We start from the raw sequence: 17,535 nt of genomic DNA on the forward strand, positions 1-17,535 counted from the left end.
GGTCAGGCGACCTCCGTGTCCGCCCGTCGATTGAGGTTGAGCCAGTAGACCCCGAGCGCCTTCACCGCGTCGAGCAGACCCTCGAAGCTGACGGGTTTGACCAGGTACGAATTGCACCCGAGGTCGTACGCCTTCCGCATATCGGTGTTCTCCATCGACGACGTCAACACGACGACCGGGAGACGCTTGAGCCCCGGCTGCTGCCGCAGCCATTCCAGGACCTCCAGCCCCGAGCGCCGCGGCAATTTCAGATCGAGCAATATCAAGGCCGGCAAGGGGTGCGTCGCGCGGTCGTCGTACGGGGGCCGCCCGGACAGGTAGTCCACCGCCGTATCCCCGTTGTCCACGATGCGCAGCGGGTTCACGAGCTGGGCTTTCTTGAAGGCGCGGCGAATCATGAGCACGTCGGTCGTATCGTCCTCGACCACGAGCACGCCGATGTCCGCGACGTTCATACGCCCTCCTGCTTCGGCAGCTCGATCCAGAATCGGCTCCCGCCGGTCGGATTGGGCTCGACCCCGCACGATCCGCCCATCCGCTCGGCGCTTTTCCGCACGATGGCAAGGCCGATGCCGGTGCCCGGGTAGGCCTCTTGCGCGTGGAGACGCTCGAAGACCCGGAAAATGCGCTCCCGGTGCTCCGGCTCGACGCCGATTCCGTTGTCCTCGACCCAGAGCCGCACGCGATCGCCGCGGTCCTCGGCATACACGTGCGCCACGGGCTTCTTGCCCGCCTGCACGAATTTGATGGCGTTTCCGAGGAGGTTCGTCACCACCTGCCCGAGCGTCGTCCGATGCGCGACCACCAGGCCGAGCGGCCATGCCACGGTCACCTCGGCCCTGCGCTCGCGAATCTCCGGCCGCATCTGCCCGAGGACGTCGGTGAGGACGCTGTCGAGATCGAGCGGTTCGGGGCGAATCGCCTCCCGCGCCAGCCGTGCGTACGCGAGCAGGTCCTTGATGAGGTTGTCCATCCGGACCGCGGCCCCCACGATACGCTGCGTGTAGTCCCTGGCCTCGGCGGGCAGCTCCTCCGCGTAATCCTCGAACAGGGCGTCGGCGAGGGAATGCATGTTGCGCACAGGGGCCCGGAGATCGTGGGCGATCGTGTAGGAAAATGCCTCGAGCTCCGCGTTCGCCTCGGAGAGTGCCCGGGTGCGCTCCTCGACCCGCTGCTCGAGCGCGGCAGCGAGCCTTCGCACCTCCTCCTCCGCTCGCTTTCGGGCCGTGATGTCACGAGATACCCCGACCAGGCCGACGACGGCCCCGCTCGCGTCCCGGAGCGGCGCCTTCGTCGTCAAATAGGTCCGGACCGCGCCCGGCGGGCCGAATTCCTCTTCGTCCGTCACCTCCCGCCCGCTCGTCATCACGGAACGATCGAGCTCCGCAATGCGGCGGCCCTGCTCGGCTTGCGGGGCGAAGTCGACGTCGCGGCGTCCGATCGCCTCTTCCTCGGTGCGTCCGATCGCGTGCAGCGTGGATGGGTTCGCGAGCGTGAGCCGACCGGCGGCGTCCTTTGCATAAATGAGGTCGCTCGTGGCCTCGGTGACCGCTCGCAGGAGCGCTTTCCGTTGCTGGAGCGCCTCCTCGGCCTCGACCCGCTCGGTCACGTCCTGAAAGACGACCATGGCCCGCAGCGGCTCACCCCGCTCGTTCCGGATGATGGTGGCCGTCACGCGCACCCGGATTTCCCGCCCGTCCTTGCGGACGTACCGCGTTTCGCTCTCGAACATGGGGCGCTCGCCCCGCACGGTCGCCTGAAAGCGCGCCCAATCCGCGGCCCGGTTGTCCGGGTGCGTGACCTCGGGGAACGTCATTGTGGCGAGCTCGTCCGCGGTGCAGCCCGTGATTTCGCAGAGCATGTGGTTCACCCGCAGAAATCGCCCGGTCGCGAGGTCCACCTGCGCCTCGCCGACCCCGGCTCGCTCGAAGGCCTCGCGGAACTCTGCTTCGCTCGCCGCGAGCCGCCGTGCTGCTTCTCGTTTGGTCGTCCCGTCCTGGAACACGAGCACGACCCCGCGGATCCGCCCGGTGTCGTCCAGGATCGGCGCGCCCGAATCCGAAATGGGGTATTCCCGTCCATCGCGGGCGAGCAGCAATGTGTGGTTGGCGAGCCCAACCACGGATCCCTCCTGCAAAACCTTCGTGACCGGGTCTTCCATGGGCTCTCGATCGGGCTCGCCCACGATGCGGAACACCTCCCGGAGCGGCCAACCGACGACGTCCGCCTCTTTCCATCCCGTGAGTTTTTCCGCGGACGGGTTCATGAAGCAAACGCGCCCGACCTCGTCCGTGGCGATGACCCCGTCGCCGATGCTTCGGAGCGTGACGCGCAGCCACTCCTCGCTCGCCTGCGTCTTTCGCTCGGCGATCTCGGCGCGGCTCCGGGCGCGGTGGAGCGAATCCGTCAAATAACTCAGGCCGCCGCCGGTGAAGAGGAAAAGCGCGAGCTGTGCGTGGACCACCTGCATCGAGAGCCCGAGCTCGAATCGTGGGCGCAGAATGAAGAAGGTGGCCGAGAGGGCGGCCAGGACCATGGCGAAGAGCGCCGCCCGCAGCCCGCCGTACCAGGCCGTGGCCATGACGGCGAGGGTGAAGACGAGGAAAGGGGAATGCTCCTCGAGCAAGGGGGCGAGCGCGAGCCGGATCGCCGTCACCACGGCGACGGCCGCGATGGCTACACCATACCGCGCGAGGATCCGCTTGCCGGTCCGTTGACGAGGCGGCTTCGGGCTCGCGCTCGCCTGCGGAGTCGACCACACGGGCGAGCTCGTTCGGGCGTCGTACAACATTTCATGCGTGTACGTAGCCAGTGCGCAAGACCTCAGGGAGCCTTCCGCAGGAAGTTGATTCCGCGCGGCCGAACGGGCCGAGCGGAGTCGTCATCGGGATGGGTCGTCAGCGCATGCGACGGACGCCGGGTGGTACCCACGCCTGGTCCAGCACCGATTGCATCGGCCAGTAGAGCCGCAACATCAGCGCGAAACGACCCGACGGCGCCGGGAGCCAGTTCGACTCCTTGCCTTCGCCGGGCGATTCGTGCTGGATGTAGAGATCCAGCGAGCCATCGTCATTGTAGTGAAGATCGTCGCGCGGACCGAGCGTGTAGCGATTCAGCGCATTGTCGTAGAAGAAGTACCGTTCATTGTACATCGTCAGCGACCAGAACCCGTTCGCCTGGGGCAGCTTGCCGCTCGGGAAGTGCAGCACGTACGCGTGGTCGCCCGACAGCGGCCTGCCTTCGGCGTCGACATCCGTGAGCGGATAGACGGCGTCTTGCGGGAGATTGGCGCCGAGCCCGACATAGGTGATGTAGGCGCGCTGGAGGTAATCGGTACCGTAGGTGCCGGTCCTGAGAGAAAACGTCCAGCCGTTGAACTGCGACCCGGCGCTCGGGGCATGGGCCAGAATGTCTCGGAGCGCGGCGTCGGGCACGCGGGAAAGGGCCTCGAGCTCTGCTGGGGAAAACCTCCGAGGGTCGAACGCACGTCCTGGGACGATGCCGAGTTTCGCGAGCTTTTCCACCATCGGAGCATCGGCAGCGGCCGGCGGGTTCTTCGCCATCGCGTCGGCGAGAATCCCGAAGAAGGACGGGGCTTCGAGGGCGTTGACCTGATCCCGGACCGCGGTCGTCATATCGATCGAGGGGTCGACACGGCCTCGCGGTGGGATGTACTCCGTGCCCCAGGCGCTCAGCGGAACGAGCTTGTACTGATTCTGTAGGGCGTTCACGGCCGCGAAGTCTTTCTCCGTGCCGGAGCTGTAGGTGCGTCCGATGATCCAGACGATGTTCGTCGGTGCCTCGATCTCGGTGACGCCGGCGGGAAGCTCGCCGTGCCAGCCGGGACCCGTGATCGCATAGTCGTGCGCTTTGCCTCCCACGGTGCGCTTTCCCGGTGACGCGAACACGTTCGTCCAAGCGTCGAGCATCGGGAACAGGTAGTAGCGATTCCCCATTTCGGGAACGCTCAGGATGTAGGGCTCATCCGACAAATCCAGCCATGCCACGGAGTAGAGCGTATCGGCGTTGGGCGCCGTGACGTCCCGGAAATTCGCATCAGGGTATCTGCGAACATTCGCGAATTGACCCATCGGAGCGCGTGTTTGCGTGGGCTCGGCGACGTTCGTCATGACCCTTCGGGTCATTTCCATCGTGACCAGCGGGTAGCCATAAACATAAACGTCCTTGCCCAGCGCGAACACCTGGTCCGGAGTCAGAGACCCACCACCATCTCCGAGCCCGGGCTCGAGACCCACCGCGGCAGACGACGTGAGAAGCGACGACAGCGCGACGACGGGAAAACATCGCGTAAACAACGTTGCCATGCGTCCATCCTCCTCGTCGACGGTTTGCAACTCGCATACCGAGGTGACGATTTGGGGGATGATCACGTGGTCGGAGCCGCTCGGGCGAAATCGCAGGGGAGTTTGCATCCCCCGGACTCCGGGAAAATTGCCCTTGGGGCTCCCGCTCCGAGCGGGTTCCTCCTGAGCCGACGCCTACTCGAGAAAGGCGCACTCGATCCCGGCGAGCGTGAGCCCCCAATCGTCTCCGATGTTCCAGCGGCGGAGCTCGGCGTCCATGATACGGAGCGCCTCGTCGACGTGACGGAAATCGTGGACTTGGTTCGACACGTTCCACCGTTCGATCGGTCCGCTCGTTTCGCCGCAGGCCCCGGCCCCCACGGAACTGGCGTTGTCTTTTCCGAGCTCCGCCCGCAACGCCCCGAGCGTCGACATGCCAAACGACATGAAGTGGACGTTCGGGCACGCCTTGGCGTCGGGCTTGTCGCATTCGTTCGGTTTGCGCTGGGTGTATTCGATCCGGCGCTTTCCGTGGCCGTGGACGCGGATGTAATATTGCGGTGAGTCCGGATATTGACCCCGACAGGTCTTCGGCGGATCGAACGAGACCCCATCGGCGCTCGAGACGAGCGTAATCTGCGAAGGCTGCCCTTTCACGATGGCAACGGGGCAGCGGTCCGCGGCCCGCAGCCGGCAAAAGCGGCGCAGACGACGAGGACGAGCGCGCATGCGAGGCCTGTCCTCGCGGTTTTCTGGAAGCAGATACGGATCGACACGGCCAAACCGTCTTACTGAGATTGGCATGCTCCTGGCAAGCTACCGTGCGGTTCGCGCAGACCAATTCCTGCTCTTCCAGCGTGCTGGCCGCAGGGGCCACGTCGTCGCCCCGCGGCCGCCTCGTTCGACGTGCCTCTCGGGAGACCTGTCACGCCATCGTTACGCTGTCACGACGCAATGACAGCAGAAGAGCGCGATCGTCACGTGGGCGCTACAGTGTCATCCTGGATGTATGGCTCCCGAGGACATACATCCCGTGTTTCGCGCTGGTACGGTGGATGCAGTCGGAGGCTCGTGACCACCCACGAATGGAGGGGTTGGTCTCCGCCGTGGCCTGCGCCGATCCGGCGCTGGGGTCATTCCATTCACGATCCTTGTATTGGGGTTTCGCTGATGAACCGCAAGCTGAAGCATCTCTGTTCATTGCTTGGTCTCGGGGTCGCGTTCGCGTCGCCTTCGGTGGCGCAGGCCTACCGCATGAAGTTGCCGTGGCGTGGCGACAGCCTCCCGGGAAACACCTACATGACGTATGCGCAAACAGCGCACGGAACCTGTCCGCCCGAGTGGCCTTATTGCCAGCTCGACCTGTGGGCGAAGCGCTGGGATTCGTCGCTCGGCGCATGGTCGGAGTCCGTGACGCCCGGGCAGGCGACGGCAAGCAATACGCCGTCGGATCACGTGTCATGGAACATGCCGATCCACTCGCCCGTGGATGGAGAGGTGATCGCCTGTTGGCGGCGCATGCCGGATGACGACGTGAATGGGGACGCGGTCAACTGTCCAGGTGGCGGTAACAACGGCGTCTGTATGCGAGCTGGCAACTTCGTCGCCATCCGGACGGAGGACGACATGGTCGTCGTGCTGGCCCACCTGAAGCAGGACAGCATCAGCTCGGAGCTTTGCCCGATCACCACCATTTACAATTACAGCAACCCGGTCGCCTGCACCGAGTTCGGGGACGGTTGGACGAAGATCGTCCCGTCGACGGTCCTCACCACGCCCAAGCCGATTCGCAAGGGGGAGCTGGTCGGGCGGATCGGCGACTCCGGCGCGGCCGCGTGGCCGCACCTGCACATGCACGTCAAGCCGTACGACGAGACCAGCCTGGGTGAGCCCTGTCTCGGGTACGCCGAGATGCTCGAGTTCGACGAGGCCTGGAGGCAGCCGATCAGCAGCTCGGCGAATGCCGATAACGATGAGTGGTCTCGAATGGATGGTTCGGGCTGGTACTTCGGGTCGGGTCAGCGAAACCTCTTGTGGAGTGATCCGCAGGGGATCCGCCGCGATTCGATCGACGTGGACGTCGGCATCAGCTCGTCCGTCATGGTCACCACCACCGATCCATTCTGGAACACGGTCGAGGGCGCTGCCGTTTACATCAACGAGGATCACAACCTGGAGGCCGTCGGCTTCGCGATCGAGTCCGACGACACCTTCACGCTGGGCACGATCGTGGAGAGGAGCACGGCCACGGCGGTCGACGCCGCGACGATCAATCCAACGGCGAAGGACTTCGTCGCCACCATCCGCAACGGCAGCGGCAAGCTGCAGCTCGTTCCCTACACCTTCGGGGCGAACAACAGCCTCATCGAAAGCACCGCCGGGGGCTACACATCTCTCACCGACGTCAGCATCGTCAAGGCGACCACCGCTCCGAACCACGACGGCGTGACCGTGGCGCACAAGAATACCAGCACCGGGTATCTCCAGGTGTCCAACTTCGGAGCGACGTCGCTGCTCGTCCCGAACGTCGACCTGCGTGGCTCGGCGATCTCCAGCTCGGTGGTCCACGACGTCGACATCGCCCGCGTGGTGGCAGGCAAGGCGCTGGGCGGCGATGCCGGCACATTCCGGGGGGTCGTCACCGCCGAGCGCCGTGGCTCGGACAATGCCGTGGTCGTTCGCTCCTGGTCGATCAGCACCAATGGCATGACCGTCTCCCAGGCCGGGAGCGTGGTCGCGTCGAAAGCTTCCGGCGGAACCCTCACGGCGTCCGATGTCGACATCTCGGTCGTCGGCAATGGAAGCCGTGAATTCGCGGTCGTGTCGGCGCGGGAGGTGACGACCGATGCGCTGTGGGTGCAAGTCTATCAGATCTCGAGCCTCGGCACGCTCACGCGCCTGTCGGAGTGGGACGCCGGGCCGATCTCCGCCCTCTCGTCGGTCAAGGTCGGTGATCGCGATGTGGCCGTCGGCGTGGTGACCGGCGGCAGCCTGAGCGTGCTGTCGTTCAGCGTGGATGCGAATGGCATCCTCGGCCGCGCGGGCACGCGGGACGCCGGGCCGATCTCGGCCGTCGCCCTCGGCGCGACCCCGTTCTCCGAGCACCTCGTCGCCGCGGTGACCAACTCGGCCGGCAATGTCGAGCTGATCCACTACATCACGAATTACAGCACCGCACTCTGACGAACCGCGCCGCGCGGGCTCCGATTCCAGCGGTGGGCGCCCGGAGGTTTCGTGCGCGGGCGACGCACAGGCCTTGCGTTCTCTCCGGCTCTGCGTCTCCATGAGAGACGTGAACGATCTCAGGACACTCCCGAGCCACTTCCTCGAATGGCTCCTCGACCTGCCGCCCGCCGAGACGCGCGACATCGTCGTGGAGCGTGATCTCCGGGTGCCCATGCCCGACGGCACGGTCCTGCTCGCCGATCGGCATGCTCCGCGCGACGCCAAAAAGCGCCCGCTGATCCTCGTTCGCTCCCCCTACGGGCGCACGGGTCCTCTCGGCGTGATGCTCGGCCGGCCCTTCGCCGAGCGCGGCTTCTCCGTCCTCGTCCAGAGCTGCCGCGGCACGTTCGGCTCCGGCGGCGCGCTCGATCCCTTCCGCACCGAGAAGGACGACGGCCTCGCCACCCTCGCCTGGCTCCAAGAGCAGCCCTGGTTCTCGGGCGAGATCGCCACGTTCGGACCGAGCTACCTCGGCTTCGTGCAATGGGCGATCGCCCGCGACGCAGGCTCCATGCTCAAGGCGATGTCCCCCCAGATCACGCTCTCCAATTTTCGCGACTTCAAGTATCCCGGCGAGAGCTTCTCGCTGGATGGCATGTTGCGCTGGACGCACCTCGTCCATATCCAGGAAAAACCGATCCACGAGCATGTGCTCGCCCGCATCGCCGCGCGGCGCTCGTTCGAACGCGCCTTCGCGCACCTGCCGCTCGCCGAGGCGGATCGGATGGTCATCGGTCACCGGGTCGGGTTTTTCCAGGACTGGCTCGAGCACAATGCCCCGGGCGACCCGTGGTGGGAGCCGGCGAACCATAGCGGCAGCGTGGCCGACGTGATCGCGCCCGTGCTTTTCACCGGCGGCTTCTACGATATCTTCCTGCCCTGGCAGCTCCGGGATTATGCCGCGCTCGTCGCGGCGGGCCAGAAGCCGTACCTCACCCTCGGCCCCTGGTCCCATACGTCGAGGCCCCTCTTCAAGGAAAGCATTCGCGAGTCGCTCGCCTGGTTCCGCGCGCACCTGCTCGGCGATCGCAGCCTCCTGCGCGAGGCGCCCGTGCGCATTTACGTGATGGGCGCGGACGAATGGCGTGAATACCCGAGCTGGCCCCCGCCCGGCGTCCGCACGGAGCGTTATTACCTCCAGCCGAACCGCGGCCTCGCGCCAAAACCCCCCGCAGCGTCGTCGCCCGACCATTACCGCTACGATCCCGCCGACCCCACCCCGTCCGTGGGCGGCGCGCTCCTCAACGAGGAGAGCGGGCCCCAGGACAACCGCGCCCTCGAAGCGCGTCGCGACGTATTGACCTACACGACGCCTCCGCTCGACCGCAACGTCGAGGTGATCGGCCCCGTGTCCGCCGAGCTCTTCGTGCATTCGAGCCTCGCGCACACCGATTTTTTCGTCCGCCTTTGCGACGTCGATCCATCCGGCCGATCCGTGAACCTATGCGACGGCATCCTGCGCCTCGTCCCCGGCCGACCCGCGCCGAGGCCCGACGGCACGCTGGCCATCACGATCGAGCTCTGGCCCACCGCGCACCGCTTCCGCCGCGGCCACCGCATTCGCGTGCAGGTCTCGAGCGGCGCGCACCCGCGTTTCGCCCGCAATCCCGGCAGCGGCGAGCCGCTCGCCACCGCGACGCGGCTCGTCCCCGCGGACCAGACGGTGCATCACGATCCGGAACGCCCCTCGGCGATCGTGCTCTCGGTGCTCGGCTGACGCGCCCGCGCGCTCAGCTGCTTTCGCGCCATTGATCACGGCGGGCGCCTTCTTCGGCGACCTACTCGACGATCCAGTGCGACTTCCCGCCTGTCACGCCCCAACGCCGGGCCGGCGGGACTTCCTCGGGCAGGCGGCGCCGGCGGCTCGTCAGTAGTTCCACGCGACGCAGTCGGTCGTCGTGCGAACGACGAACTCGGCCAGCGTGCGCATGTTTTGCACGAACTTGCTCGTATCGTAATAGTCGCCCGGGGTGGCGCCGCTCCGCGGGCCGCTCGGGCTGTACGTCGTGATCCACCGCTCGTTGTTGATCGCCGTGTCGACGGCCTGCGCTGTGTCGGCGCGGAGCTGCTGGCACGAGCGCTTCATCACGGTCGTGTCGGTCGCCAGACGGTCGTATTCGGCGTGGATCGCGGCGAGCTGCGACGGGCCCACCCACCCGTAGTTCTGGTAGGTCGGCGGCGCAGGAGAGAACTGGACCGGGTAACCGCCGGGCTTCACGGTGTAGAAGCCGATGTTCGACGGCGAGGTATCGTCGAGCTCGATGTAGCGGTGGAGCAGCGTGTCGTTCGCGTGGTCGACGGTCTCGAGGTAGGCGAGCGCGGTCCCGACCGCGTCACGGTTGGCCGGCACGCTCGGGTCGAGCTGGTAGAGGCGGAGGAGCGCCCACATAACGTCCTGGCTCTCCTGGCCCGCGATCGCCGGAGCTTCCCAGCTGCGCGCCCAGCGCGGCTGCATCTGGATGTCGTACTGCTGCGCCCAGGCGGGCTGCGGTTGCGGCATCTGCGCGCGACGAAGGAAGCCGCCGTATGCGGTGAGCATGGCCTGGTAGGTTGCGGCCTGCGCGGGATAGATCTCCCTCGCCCAGTACAGCATCTCCACGAAGGCCGTCGCGAGGTTGTCGTTCAGCGTCGGGTCGTCCCAGTACTCGTTGGTGTAGGAGTTCGCGTAGCAGTTGGCGAGGCCGCACGAGGTCCCGATCGAGGGCGGATAACTCGCCTGGAGCGCCGGCCGCGCGGCGACGGGGCCGGAGAACCCCTGCGGAAAGCCGCCGTTCGTCGGGAACTGCGAGGCCTCGACCCGCGCGCGGGCGTACGAGGAGGAGCCGGAGATCGCCGCATCCGCGAACCCGAGCAGGTGATCGGTGCGCATGATCGCGATGAGCGCGTTCTGCGTGGCCTGGTCGTCGTAGCTCGTCGTCGTGCAGCCGCCGCAGCTGCAGCTCGCCGTGGTGTTGAGGTAGCACCCCTTCAGCGTCGGCGTCGGCTTGAAGTCCGCGTAGAGGCGCCAGCCCCCCGACTTGATCTGGCCGTGACGCAGCGCCATCGCCGCGTCGAGCGCGTAGGTCTCGAGCGCCGGTGTCGCCGGGTCGGCGAGCGCGGCCTCGACAAACGCGATCGTCACGTCCGCCGTGCCGGGCGACTGGATCATGATCTGATCCTCGTCGAGCTGGATATCGCCCCAGCGCTCGCTCAGGTTGGTGGCGTTGTGGTGCCACGCATACCCGCCGTGACGCGCGACGAAATCGTGAAAGAACTTTGCCCCGTTCCGCATGCGCCCGAGCGCCTTCTGGCGGAGCGGAGTCGAGGCCGCCTGCTCCGCCTCGCCGAGCTCGATGATGGATTGCGAGTCGTCGCTCTCCAGGTCGGTGTTTGTCGCGACGCAGGCGAACGTCGAGAGGGCGGGCAAGAGTACGAGCGCGAGAAGTTTCTTCATGAATACGACGCGTTAGCACACCACCTGTCGGGCTGATAGCTCAACCTTCCCAGGACAAACCCGATGCGCTATCATCGCTGGCGTGGACTCTCGCCTCGACACCACCTCACTGCGCCTGGTGTGGACCGTCTTTCCAGGCGTGGACCTCGTTGCCTACCAACTCGCCAGCGTGACCGCGGTCTTCTACATGCTTGGTCCGCGTGACGTTCCGATCCGGACGTGGAACCTGGCCGAGGTTCTCGCCCAGCGCGACGCCACCGGGCTCGCCCTCACGGTCGGGCAGGCGTAGAAGCCCCTCCGCGAGCTCCACGAGCGTATCCGCCGACCTACTCGACGGTCCAGTGCGACCGACGGCAGGAGAAGGTGCTCGCGCTGTTCTTGTTCGGTGATGCCGAGCCCTTCGGCGTCCCGCCGGAGCGCGAACACGTACCATGAACGTACGTCACGCCCGTGACCGCCTTGGCTCCGATGGCGCGCCCTGGGGGCAGGACGTCGACGCATTTCTCCTTGGTAGACGCAAGGCTGGCCTGCGCGAACTGCGACGAACACACGGCGTCGTCGTAGAGCCGAAGCGATCCCATGCACGCGCTCCCCACCGCCCCGCACTCGCACGCCTCGCAGCCGAGATCATCGATCGGCTCGTGGGGGGACATCTCGTGACGTTCATGGTTGTAGTTGTCCGGGCATGGCTCCATCACGCCCTTGCCATGCACGCAGTAGAGCGCGCTCGAGCCGCTTTTTCGCCGAGGCTTCCGAGATCCCGAGCGTTCAACGGGGAGCCGTACGCGCACCACGAGCTGGCCACTCCGCGCACGTAATGATTTCCGCTCCCCTGTTGCGAAAGACGGTGTCGACGAGGAGCTCGTGCACCGCCGGGTCCGGGTCGGCGCACCCGTCGCGGAGCACGGTCAGCCCGTAGCCCCGGTCCGACGCGTCGTACAGCGTGGCGGCGACCATGGCGCTCGTCGCGACACCAGTGAGCGCGAGCGAGTCCACGCCGCGGGCGCGGAGCACCAGATCGAGATCCGTTCCTGCGAACGCGCTCGTGCGCCGCTTGAGCACGACGACGTCGTCCGCGGTGACCTCCAGCGCGACCTCCGTACCCGGCGAACCCTCGTGGAACAGGTCACCGGCCCGGTGGAAGGCCGCGAAGACCTCACCCGCCAAGTCCGCGCCGTTGGCCCGAAACGCAGTACGCACGAACACGACCAACACCCCGGCTGCGCGGGCTCGCGGCAGCAGCTCGGTCACCGGCGGCACCACGGTCTTCGTGAACGGGTAGTTGTCGAGAATCCCGACCTGGAGGTCACCGACGATCAGCGCGCTACTCATGGCGCGAGCTTCTCCATCCGGCGGCCCACCGTCAACAGCACACCGACGCCGGGACGGTCTCCGACATCCCGCTTCACATGTCCCTTACAGCTTGAACAGCGCCATCGCTGTCTCGCCATCCCTGATCGTCACGTTCCGCGTGCGCGCCCCGCACTTGACCACGTGCACGCCTGGGGGAAGCGGCACCCGGAGCGTTGGGGTCAGCATGCCGAGTATCAACAGAAGCGCAATGTGCCAGCAGCTCACGACCGGCGAGGTCTACCACTGCCATGAAAGCTTGTTCGCCAGGGAGCGAGACTCCGTTTGTCAGGGAACGACGGACGAAGCTAACTGCGTTCGAGACGCTGGAATATCAGCTTGACCGCAATGCCCAGCAACCCGAGCCCCAAGGAGCGGTGGCCCTGCGACGCGTGCGGCGGCTCGATGTTGAGCCACGGTCCGACGTGCCTCTCGCACATCTTCGGCAGCACGCGCGAGCACTGCCAACGGCCCGGCCCGGTCGAGCGGCAATCCAGTGGCCATGCGCAATACGCCCACCGTGGACGCGAACGCGCGTCCCTTCGGCAGCTCCTCGGTGTACGTCTGGGGTATGGGTTGCAACGAGCAAGATCCGCCCACGTGCGAACCCGTAAAACTCTTCTCCGCTCGGGATCGGCGTCGTTCGTCCCAGCGTCGGCCGATCCCGCATCGACCGTAGCACGAACGTCCGCGCCGCGATGGCAAGCGTCGCCTTCGCATCCGGATATGCGTGCAAATGCTCTCCTGCGACCACGCGGGCACGTATTCACGCTCGAGCCGGTCATTCTCGGAAGCGCACGGAAGGCGGGCTCTCCCGTCGTATCATTCCGCACATAGACCCCGTCCAGCGCGAGCCCGTGCAGCGCTCCCGACACGGAGTCGCCCCTGGCGGTCTGCCGGGAGCAACATGCTACTGCCAGAAACGTGACCCGTGTGACCGAGCGGTACTATCGTCGCCCACCATGAATATTCGAGGGACGTTGGCCGCGATCGCCGTGCTCGCGGCGGCTGTGGCTGGGACAGCAGCTTCCCCCGCGCGCGCCAAGAGCGCCCCTTCCGCCCGCGCCAGACAGCCGGTGATGGAGGTGATCCACCGGATCGAGCAGCGCCTGCGGACCACGCGCTACGTACACGTCACGCGTGTCGACGAGCGCGCGGGGCGCTACGAGTTCGACTGCTCTGGCATGGCCGCGTGGGTGCTCTCACGAGCGGCCCCTTCCGCCCACGCCGCCGTGATGCGGCGCAACGGGCGTGGTCGCCCGGTTGCCCGCGACTACCATGATGTGATTGCTGCCGCGCCGAAGGACCATCCGCGCGGCCCATGGCTGCGCGTGGCGCGAATGGCCGACGTCCGTCCCGGCGACATCATCGCGTGGCGTAAACCCGCCACCGTCGTGTCGCAGAATACGGGGCACGTCGCCTTCGTCGTAGCGCCGCCGCAGCGGCTCGACCGCGCCGGCCACCGCTACCTGGTCCGTATCGCCGACGCGACGTCGATTCCACATGGCGACGATACGCGCGCGGAGCGCAAGCGCACCGGCTTCGGTTATGGCACCATGCTGCTGTACCTCGACGAGCCGCACGGCGAGCCCACCGGGTTCGGCTGGTTTGGCTCTCCGAAACGTATCGATTTCCGCACACATGTCGCGATCGGCCGCGCTGTCTTTTAGCGGCAATGAAAGGTCCGCCGCCCCTGGCACGCGTTGGTGCCACTTCGGACCGTGACCGCCCTTTGGGGCGTCCCCGGAGCCGACCCACGGAGGACCCTTCTCGCCGTCCTCGTCCAAGGCGAGGGCGACATCGAGACCGCGTCGGTGGCTCACGATGCCGCGCGCTGTCGGATGCCGACGAATGGGGAACCCGCCCTCGCCGACCCGCCCACGACGGAATCACGCGCAACAGGAGGCATCGCCGGCGATATCCGAACTGTGGCGACGTGGACACCAGCCTGCTCTGGACGGCGCCCGGGTGAGCCTCGGAGTCCATCTGATATTCGAAGTATGAGCCAAGAATCGCGGGGTTGGCGACCCGGGTGAGAACCACCGGACTCCTACTCCGCTTCCGCTCTTACGGCGCTCCCAGCTCGAAGAAATTCCGAATTCGATTGAAGAGATCCCGCTCCGCCTTCACGACGGACGGCGCGGCCTCGCTCGCCACATCGACACCCTGCCGCGCGGCCCGCAGCTCCTCGGCCCGCTGCGCGAGCACGGCGGCGAGCTCCCGGGCGAGCTCGGGTCGCTTCTCGATCACCCGTTGAAACGGTCCTTTTTCGAGCCGGAAGCATTCCACGTCGGTCTCGGCGCTCACGGTGGCGAGCCGCGGCGTACCCGTGAGCAGCGACATCTCGCCGAAGAAGCTCCCGGGCCCGAGCTTCTTCACCGGGAGCTGCCGACCGTTCTCGGAGATGCGCACGAGGGCCGTGCCGTCCTCGATGAGATACACGCAATGCTGCTCGGCGTCGCCCTGATGCGCGATGATCTCGCCGCGCGTGAACGGCGCGTATTTGAGCTGCTCGGCGAGCTCGGTCCGCTCCGCGTCCGAGAGCGCCTGGAAGAGTGGCACCATTTCCAGCAGTTGCTTGCGCCTCGAAAGGCGCTTCGCGTGCTTCTGCGCCGCGCGGTTCGCCTCCTCGGTGACCAGGACCGACGCCGCGGGAATGGCGAGGTGCATGCCCGCGCGCTCCAGCGCGAAGAAGATACGCGTGCGGACGTCGGAGTCGGTTGGCGTGTCCATGTCGAGGTCGGTCAGCCAGTACCGCAATGCATAACGCCCGTAGGACTCGCCGAGATCGAGCAGCACGCAGCTCGGCGCGGGGTCCTCCGCGACATTCGGCATCTTCGCGTTTTTCACGGCGTCCCGCACCACGTCGATGACGTCCGAAGGCTGGTACCGGAAATCGACGTTGAAATGGATCACGCGGCGCAAATACGAGGGTTTGCCCTGGCGGCGTCCGAAGACCGTCACCTGGGATTTCATGAGCACGTTGTTCGGCACGAGCACCGTCTCCCAGTTGCCCGTCTCGATCGCCGTGTATCGCCAGCGTATCTCCGCGACGCGACCGCTCACGTCGTTCACCTTGATGCGGTCGCCGACCTCGATGGAGTTGTCGAGCTGGAGCGCGAGACCGCCGGCGACGTTGCCGATGACGTCCTGCAAGGAGAAGCCGAGGATCGCGGTGAGCACGGCGCTCGTGGCGATGAGGCCCGAGAGGTTGATGCCCGCGCGGCTCGTGATGGTCACCGCCGTGACGACCGAGAAGATGGCCACCGTCACGTCCTCCACGATGCGCGGCGCGTGCAGGCGGAGGCGCGGCAGGATGACGTGGAAGAGCAGCACGGCCGCCGCGCCCACGAACGCGACGCCGCCAAACACCGCCGCCGGGATGCGGATCTCGTCCACGAACGACGAGCCCACCACCGCGAGCGCCGCCGCCCCGAGGAGCGAAACCAAGTGCATCGAGAGGAAGAAGCCGAGCGGCCGGAGCCGCGGCTCGCTCGACGTGGAGAACCGGCTCGCCACGAGCGCGATCACGAGCGCCGTAAGCAGCCAGAACGTGTGCGCGAGGAGCGCTTCCTTCCAGAGCGCGTAGAGGAAACTCACGGGCGCACCCTACCAGCTCGCCGCTAAGCTCGCCTCCCCACCGCGCTCGATGTCGCTCCTCGCCTCCTCCCTCACCGTGCGTCTCTCGGGTCGCACGCTCCTTCACCACGCCTCGCTCGAGGCGCGGCCGGGTGAGGTCCTCGCCGTCTTCGGCCCGAGCGGCGCCGGCAAGACCACGCTGTTCCGTGTGCTCGTCGGCGAGCTCGTTCCGCTGGAAGGGAAGGTCGTCCTCGCAGGTGAAGACGTGACGCGCCTGCCGCTGTACGAGCGCGCGCGCCGCGGCCTCGGCTACGTCCCGCAGACGCCGAGCGTGCTGCCCGATCTCTCGGTGCGCGACAACCTCGCCGTCTTCGAACGCCTCACCCGACGCGCTCGCTCGCTCGGCGCGCCCGATGCGCTGACGATCGCCCGTGATCTCGGCCTCGACGGCCTCCTCGACATGCAGGCTGCGCGCCTCTCCGGCGGCGAGCGAAGGCGCCTCGAGATCACGCGCGCGCTCACGGCCGCGCCTCGGGTCCTCGTTTGTGATGAGCCGTTCGCGGCCGTCGATCCGCTCGGCGCGACGCGCGTCGCTGAGCGACTCCGTGCCCTGGCCGACGCCGGGGCCGCGGTCCTCGTCTCCGATCATCATGTCGATGCGGCTCTGCGCCTCTGCGATCGCGCCGTCCTCCTCCTCGATGGAGAGATCGCGCTCGAGGCCTCGCCCGAGGGTTTTCGAGCCCACCCGCTCGTGCACTCTCGTTACTCCGCGACGTGACCGCGAAATCTTGCCCGCGGGGATTGTCCGGGCGTCATCGCGGGTTTCGTCGAGGACATGTGGTGGCTCTGTAGCTCGATGGAAACGAGGCGTGGCCCGGCAAACGTAGTGGTCACGCCGAAGGTCACGGGCCGCGGGCCGGCATCGTTGCGACGCCCAAAGCGCATCTTATCCACGCGCGTCGGCTCGACCTGCAGTGGTACGATGAGCGTTGGCGCTTGTGACGAGCGCACCTCTGGCGCTTCGCCCCGGAAGGAAAGGAAGGAAAGCCTTCGATGAACATCGCAATCACGTTCCGACACATGGTGGGCACGGACGCGGTGAAGCAGTACGCGCATGACAAGGTCGCCAAGCTGCAAAGGTTCCTTCGTCAAGCCATGACTGCGCAGGTGACGTTGTCCGTCGAGGGCCTCGATCACATCGCGGACGTGAGAATCTCCTCGGGCAGCCAGCAGTTCCACGCCACGGTCCGCAGCCAGGACATGTACGCCTCGATCGACAAAGTCATCGACAAGCTGGACCGACAGATCGAAGCGGACAAGACGGCAAGCATGGCGAAGAAGCGCGGCGGGACGAGCGCGGCCGAGTTCGCGGCCGAGGCCCACGAGGCGGCCGAGGGGCGCGCCCGCGACTGAAGGCGAATTCCACGCTGTACGCCCTCGCCAGGCGAGCCTTTCCGTAGTAGGGCTCGGCCGTGCTTCCGCCGAGGCACGGGGGGGACAGGCAACGATCGACTCGACGGCGCAACAGGCGGCGCACGCCCCGCTCTCCCAACCCCCCCGGCACGATCATGGGTGTTCTCGAGATCCTGAGCGCGGACCACGTCTCGGTGGCCAACGAGGTCGAGGGCGTCGTCCGCTCCAAGC

Annotated in this window: 14 protein-coding genes; 6 read left to right on the plus strand and 8 right to left on the minus strand. The window is 66.8% G+C overall.

Annotated features, from left to right (window positions below):
- Positions 1 to 2 precede the first annotated feature (2 nt).
- From QHF83_RS46390 to QHF83_RS46405, 4 genes are all read right to left on the minus strand, one after another.
- Positions 3 to 455: a response regulator gene (locus QHF83_RS46390; protein WP_282424563.1), complete on the minus strand. Its 453-nt coding sequence runs from the start codon at positions 453 to 455 to the stop codon at positions 3 to 5.
- On the minus strand, positions 452 to 2,791 hold the full coding sequence (locus tag QHF83_RS46395; RefSeq protein ID WP_282424564.1) for a PAS domain S-box protein: 2,340 nt from the start codon (positions 2,789 to 2,791) through the stop codon (positions 452 to 454). Before QHF83_RS46395 ends, QHF83_RS46390 begins: the two co-directional genes overlap by 4 nt.
- Positions 2,792 to 2,897: 106 nt before the next feature.
- Positions 2,898 to 4,433 carry a DUF1254 domain-containing protein gene (locus QHF83_RS46400; RefSeq protein ID WP_282424565.1) on the minus strand — a complete coding sequence of 512 codons (1,536 nt, stop codon included), beginning with the start codon at positions 4,431 to 4,433 and terminating at the stop codon, positions 2,898 to 2,900.
- Positions 4,434 to 4,499: 66 nt separating this feature from the next.
- Positions 4,500 to 4,961 carry a hypothetical protein gene (locus tag QHF83_RS46405; protein WP_282424566.1) on the minus strand — a complete coding sequence of 154 codons (462 nt, stop codon included), beginning with the start codon at positions 4,959 to 4,961 and terminating at the stop codon, positions 4,500 to 4,502.
- A gap of 513 nt (positions 4,962 to 5,474) precedes the next feature.
- Here QHF83_RS46405 and QHF83_RS46410 point away from each other — a divergent pair.
- Both QHF83_RS46410 and QHF83_RS46415 read left to right on the plus strand, forming a co-directional pair.
- Positions 5,475 to 7,487: a hypothetical protein gene (locus tag QHF83_RS46410; protein WP_282424567.1), complete on the plus strand. Its 2,013-nt coding sequence runs from the start codon at positions 5,475 to 5,477 to the stop codon at positions 7,485 to 7,487.
- Positions 7,488 to 7,596: 109 nt separating this feature from the next.
- Positions 7,597 to 9,246 carry a CocE/NonD family hydrolase gene (locus tag QHF83_RS46415; protein WP_282424568.1) on the plus strand — a complete coding sequence of 550 codons (1,650 nt, stop codon included), beginning with the start codon at positions 7,597 to 7,599 and terminating at the stop codon, positions 9,244 to 9,246.
- 150 nt (positions 9,247 to 9,396) lie between these two features.
- On the opposite strand, the gene QHF83_RS46420 is transcribed toward QHF83_RS46415, so the two are convergent.
- Positions 9,397 to 10,962 (minus strand): hypothetical protein, encoded by a 1,566-nt coding sequence (locus tag QHF83_RS46420; RefSeq protein ID WP_282424569.1) that lies wholly within the window; start codon positions 10,960 to 10,962, stop codon positions 9,397 to 9,399.
- Between the two features lie 82 nt (positions 10,963 to 11,044).
- Here QHF83_RS46420 and QHF83_RS46425 point away from each other — a divergent pair, with 82 nt between their 5' ends.
- Positions 11,045 to 11,251, plus strand: coding sequence for a hypothetical protein (locus QHF83_RS46425; RefSeq protein ID WP_282424570.1), 207 nt, complete (start codon positions 11,045 to 11,047; stop codon positions 11,249 to 11,251).
- Positions 11,252 to 11,288: 37 nt separating this feature from the next.
- Here QHF83_RS46425 and QHF83_RS46430 read toward each other — a convergent pair whose 3' ends face one another.
- A complete protein-coding gene (locus QHF83_RS46430; protein WP_282424571.1) occupies positions 11,289 to 11,660 on the minus strand; it encodes a hypothetical protein in 372 nt (123 codons plus the stop codon).
- A 70-nt stretch (positions 11,661 to 11,730) separates the two neighbouring features.
- A complete protein-coding gene (locus QHF83_RS46435; RefSeq protein WP_282424572.1) occupies positions 11,731 to 12,294 on the minus strand; it encodes an isochorismatase family cysteine hydrolase in 564 nt (187 codons plus the stop codon).
- A 980-nt stretch (positions 12,295 to 13,274) separates the two neighbouring features.
- Between QHF83_RS46435 and QHF83_RS46440 the strand changes: the two genes are divergently transcribed.
- Positions 13,275 to 13,982, plus strand: coding sequence for a hypothetical protein (locus tag QHF83_RS46440; RefSeq protein WP_282424573.1), 708 nt, complete (start codon positions 13,275 to 13,277; stop codon positions 13,980 to 13,982).
- 397 nt (positions 13,983 to 14,379) lie between these two features.
- Here the strand turns inward: QHF83_RS46440 and QHF83_RS46445 are convergent, their stop codons facing one another.
- On the minus strand, positions 14,380 to 15,912 hold the full coding sequence (locus tag QHF83_RS46445) for a mechanosensitive ion channel family protein (RefSeq protein ID WP_282424574.1): 1,533 nt from the start codon (positions 15,910 to 15,912) through the stop codon (positions 14,380 to 14,382).
- A gap of 49 nt (positions 15,913 to 15,961) precedes the next feature.
- Here QHF83_RS46445 and QHF83_RS46450 point away from each other — a divergent pair, with 49 nt between their 5' ends.
- Positions 15,962 to 16,669: an ATP-binding cassette domain-containing protein gene (locus QHF83_RS46450; RefSeq protein WP_282424575.1), complete on the plus strand. Its 708-nt coding sequence runs from the start codon at positions 15,962 to 15,964 to the stop codon at positions 16,667 to 16,669.
- 275 nt (positions 16,670 to 16,944) lie between these two features.
- Positions 16,945 to 17,304: a ribosome-associated translation inhibitor RaiA gene (gene raiA / locus QHF83_RS46455; protein ID WP_282424576.1), complete on the plus strand. Its 360-nt coding sequence runs from the start codon at positions 16,945 to 16,947 to the stop codon at positions 17,302 to 17,304.
- The last annotated feature ends 231 nt before the right edge of the window (positions 17,305 to 17,535 follow it).

The sequence above is a fragment of the Polyangium sp. 15x6 genome (assembly GCF_029960785.1).
Classification (GTDB): Bacteria; Myxococcota_A; Polyangia; order Polyangiales; family Polyangiaceae; genus Polyangium.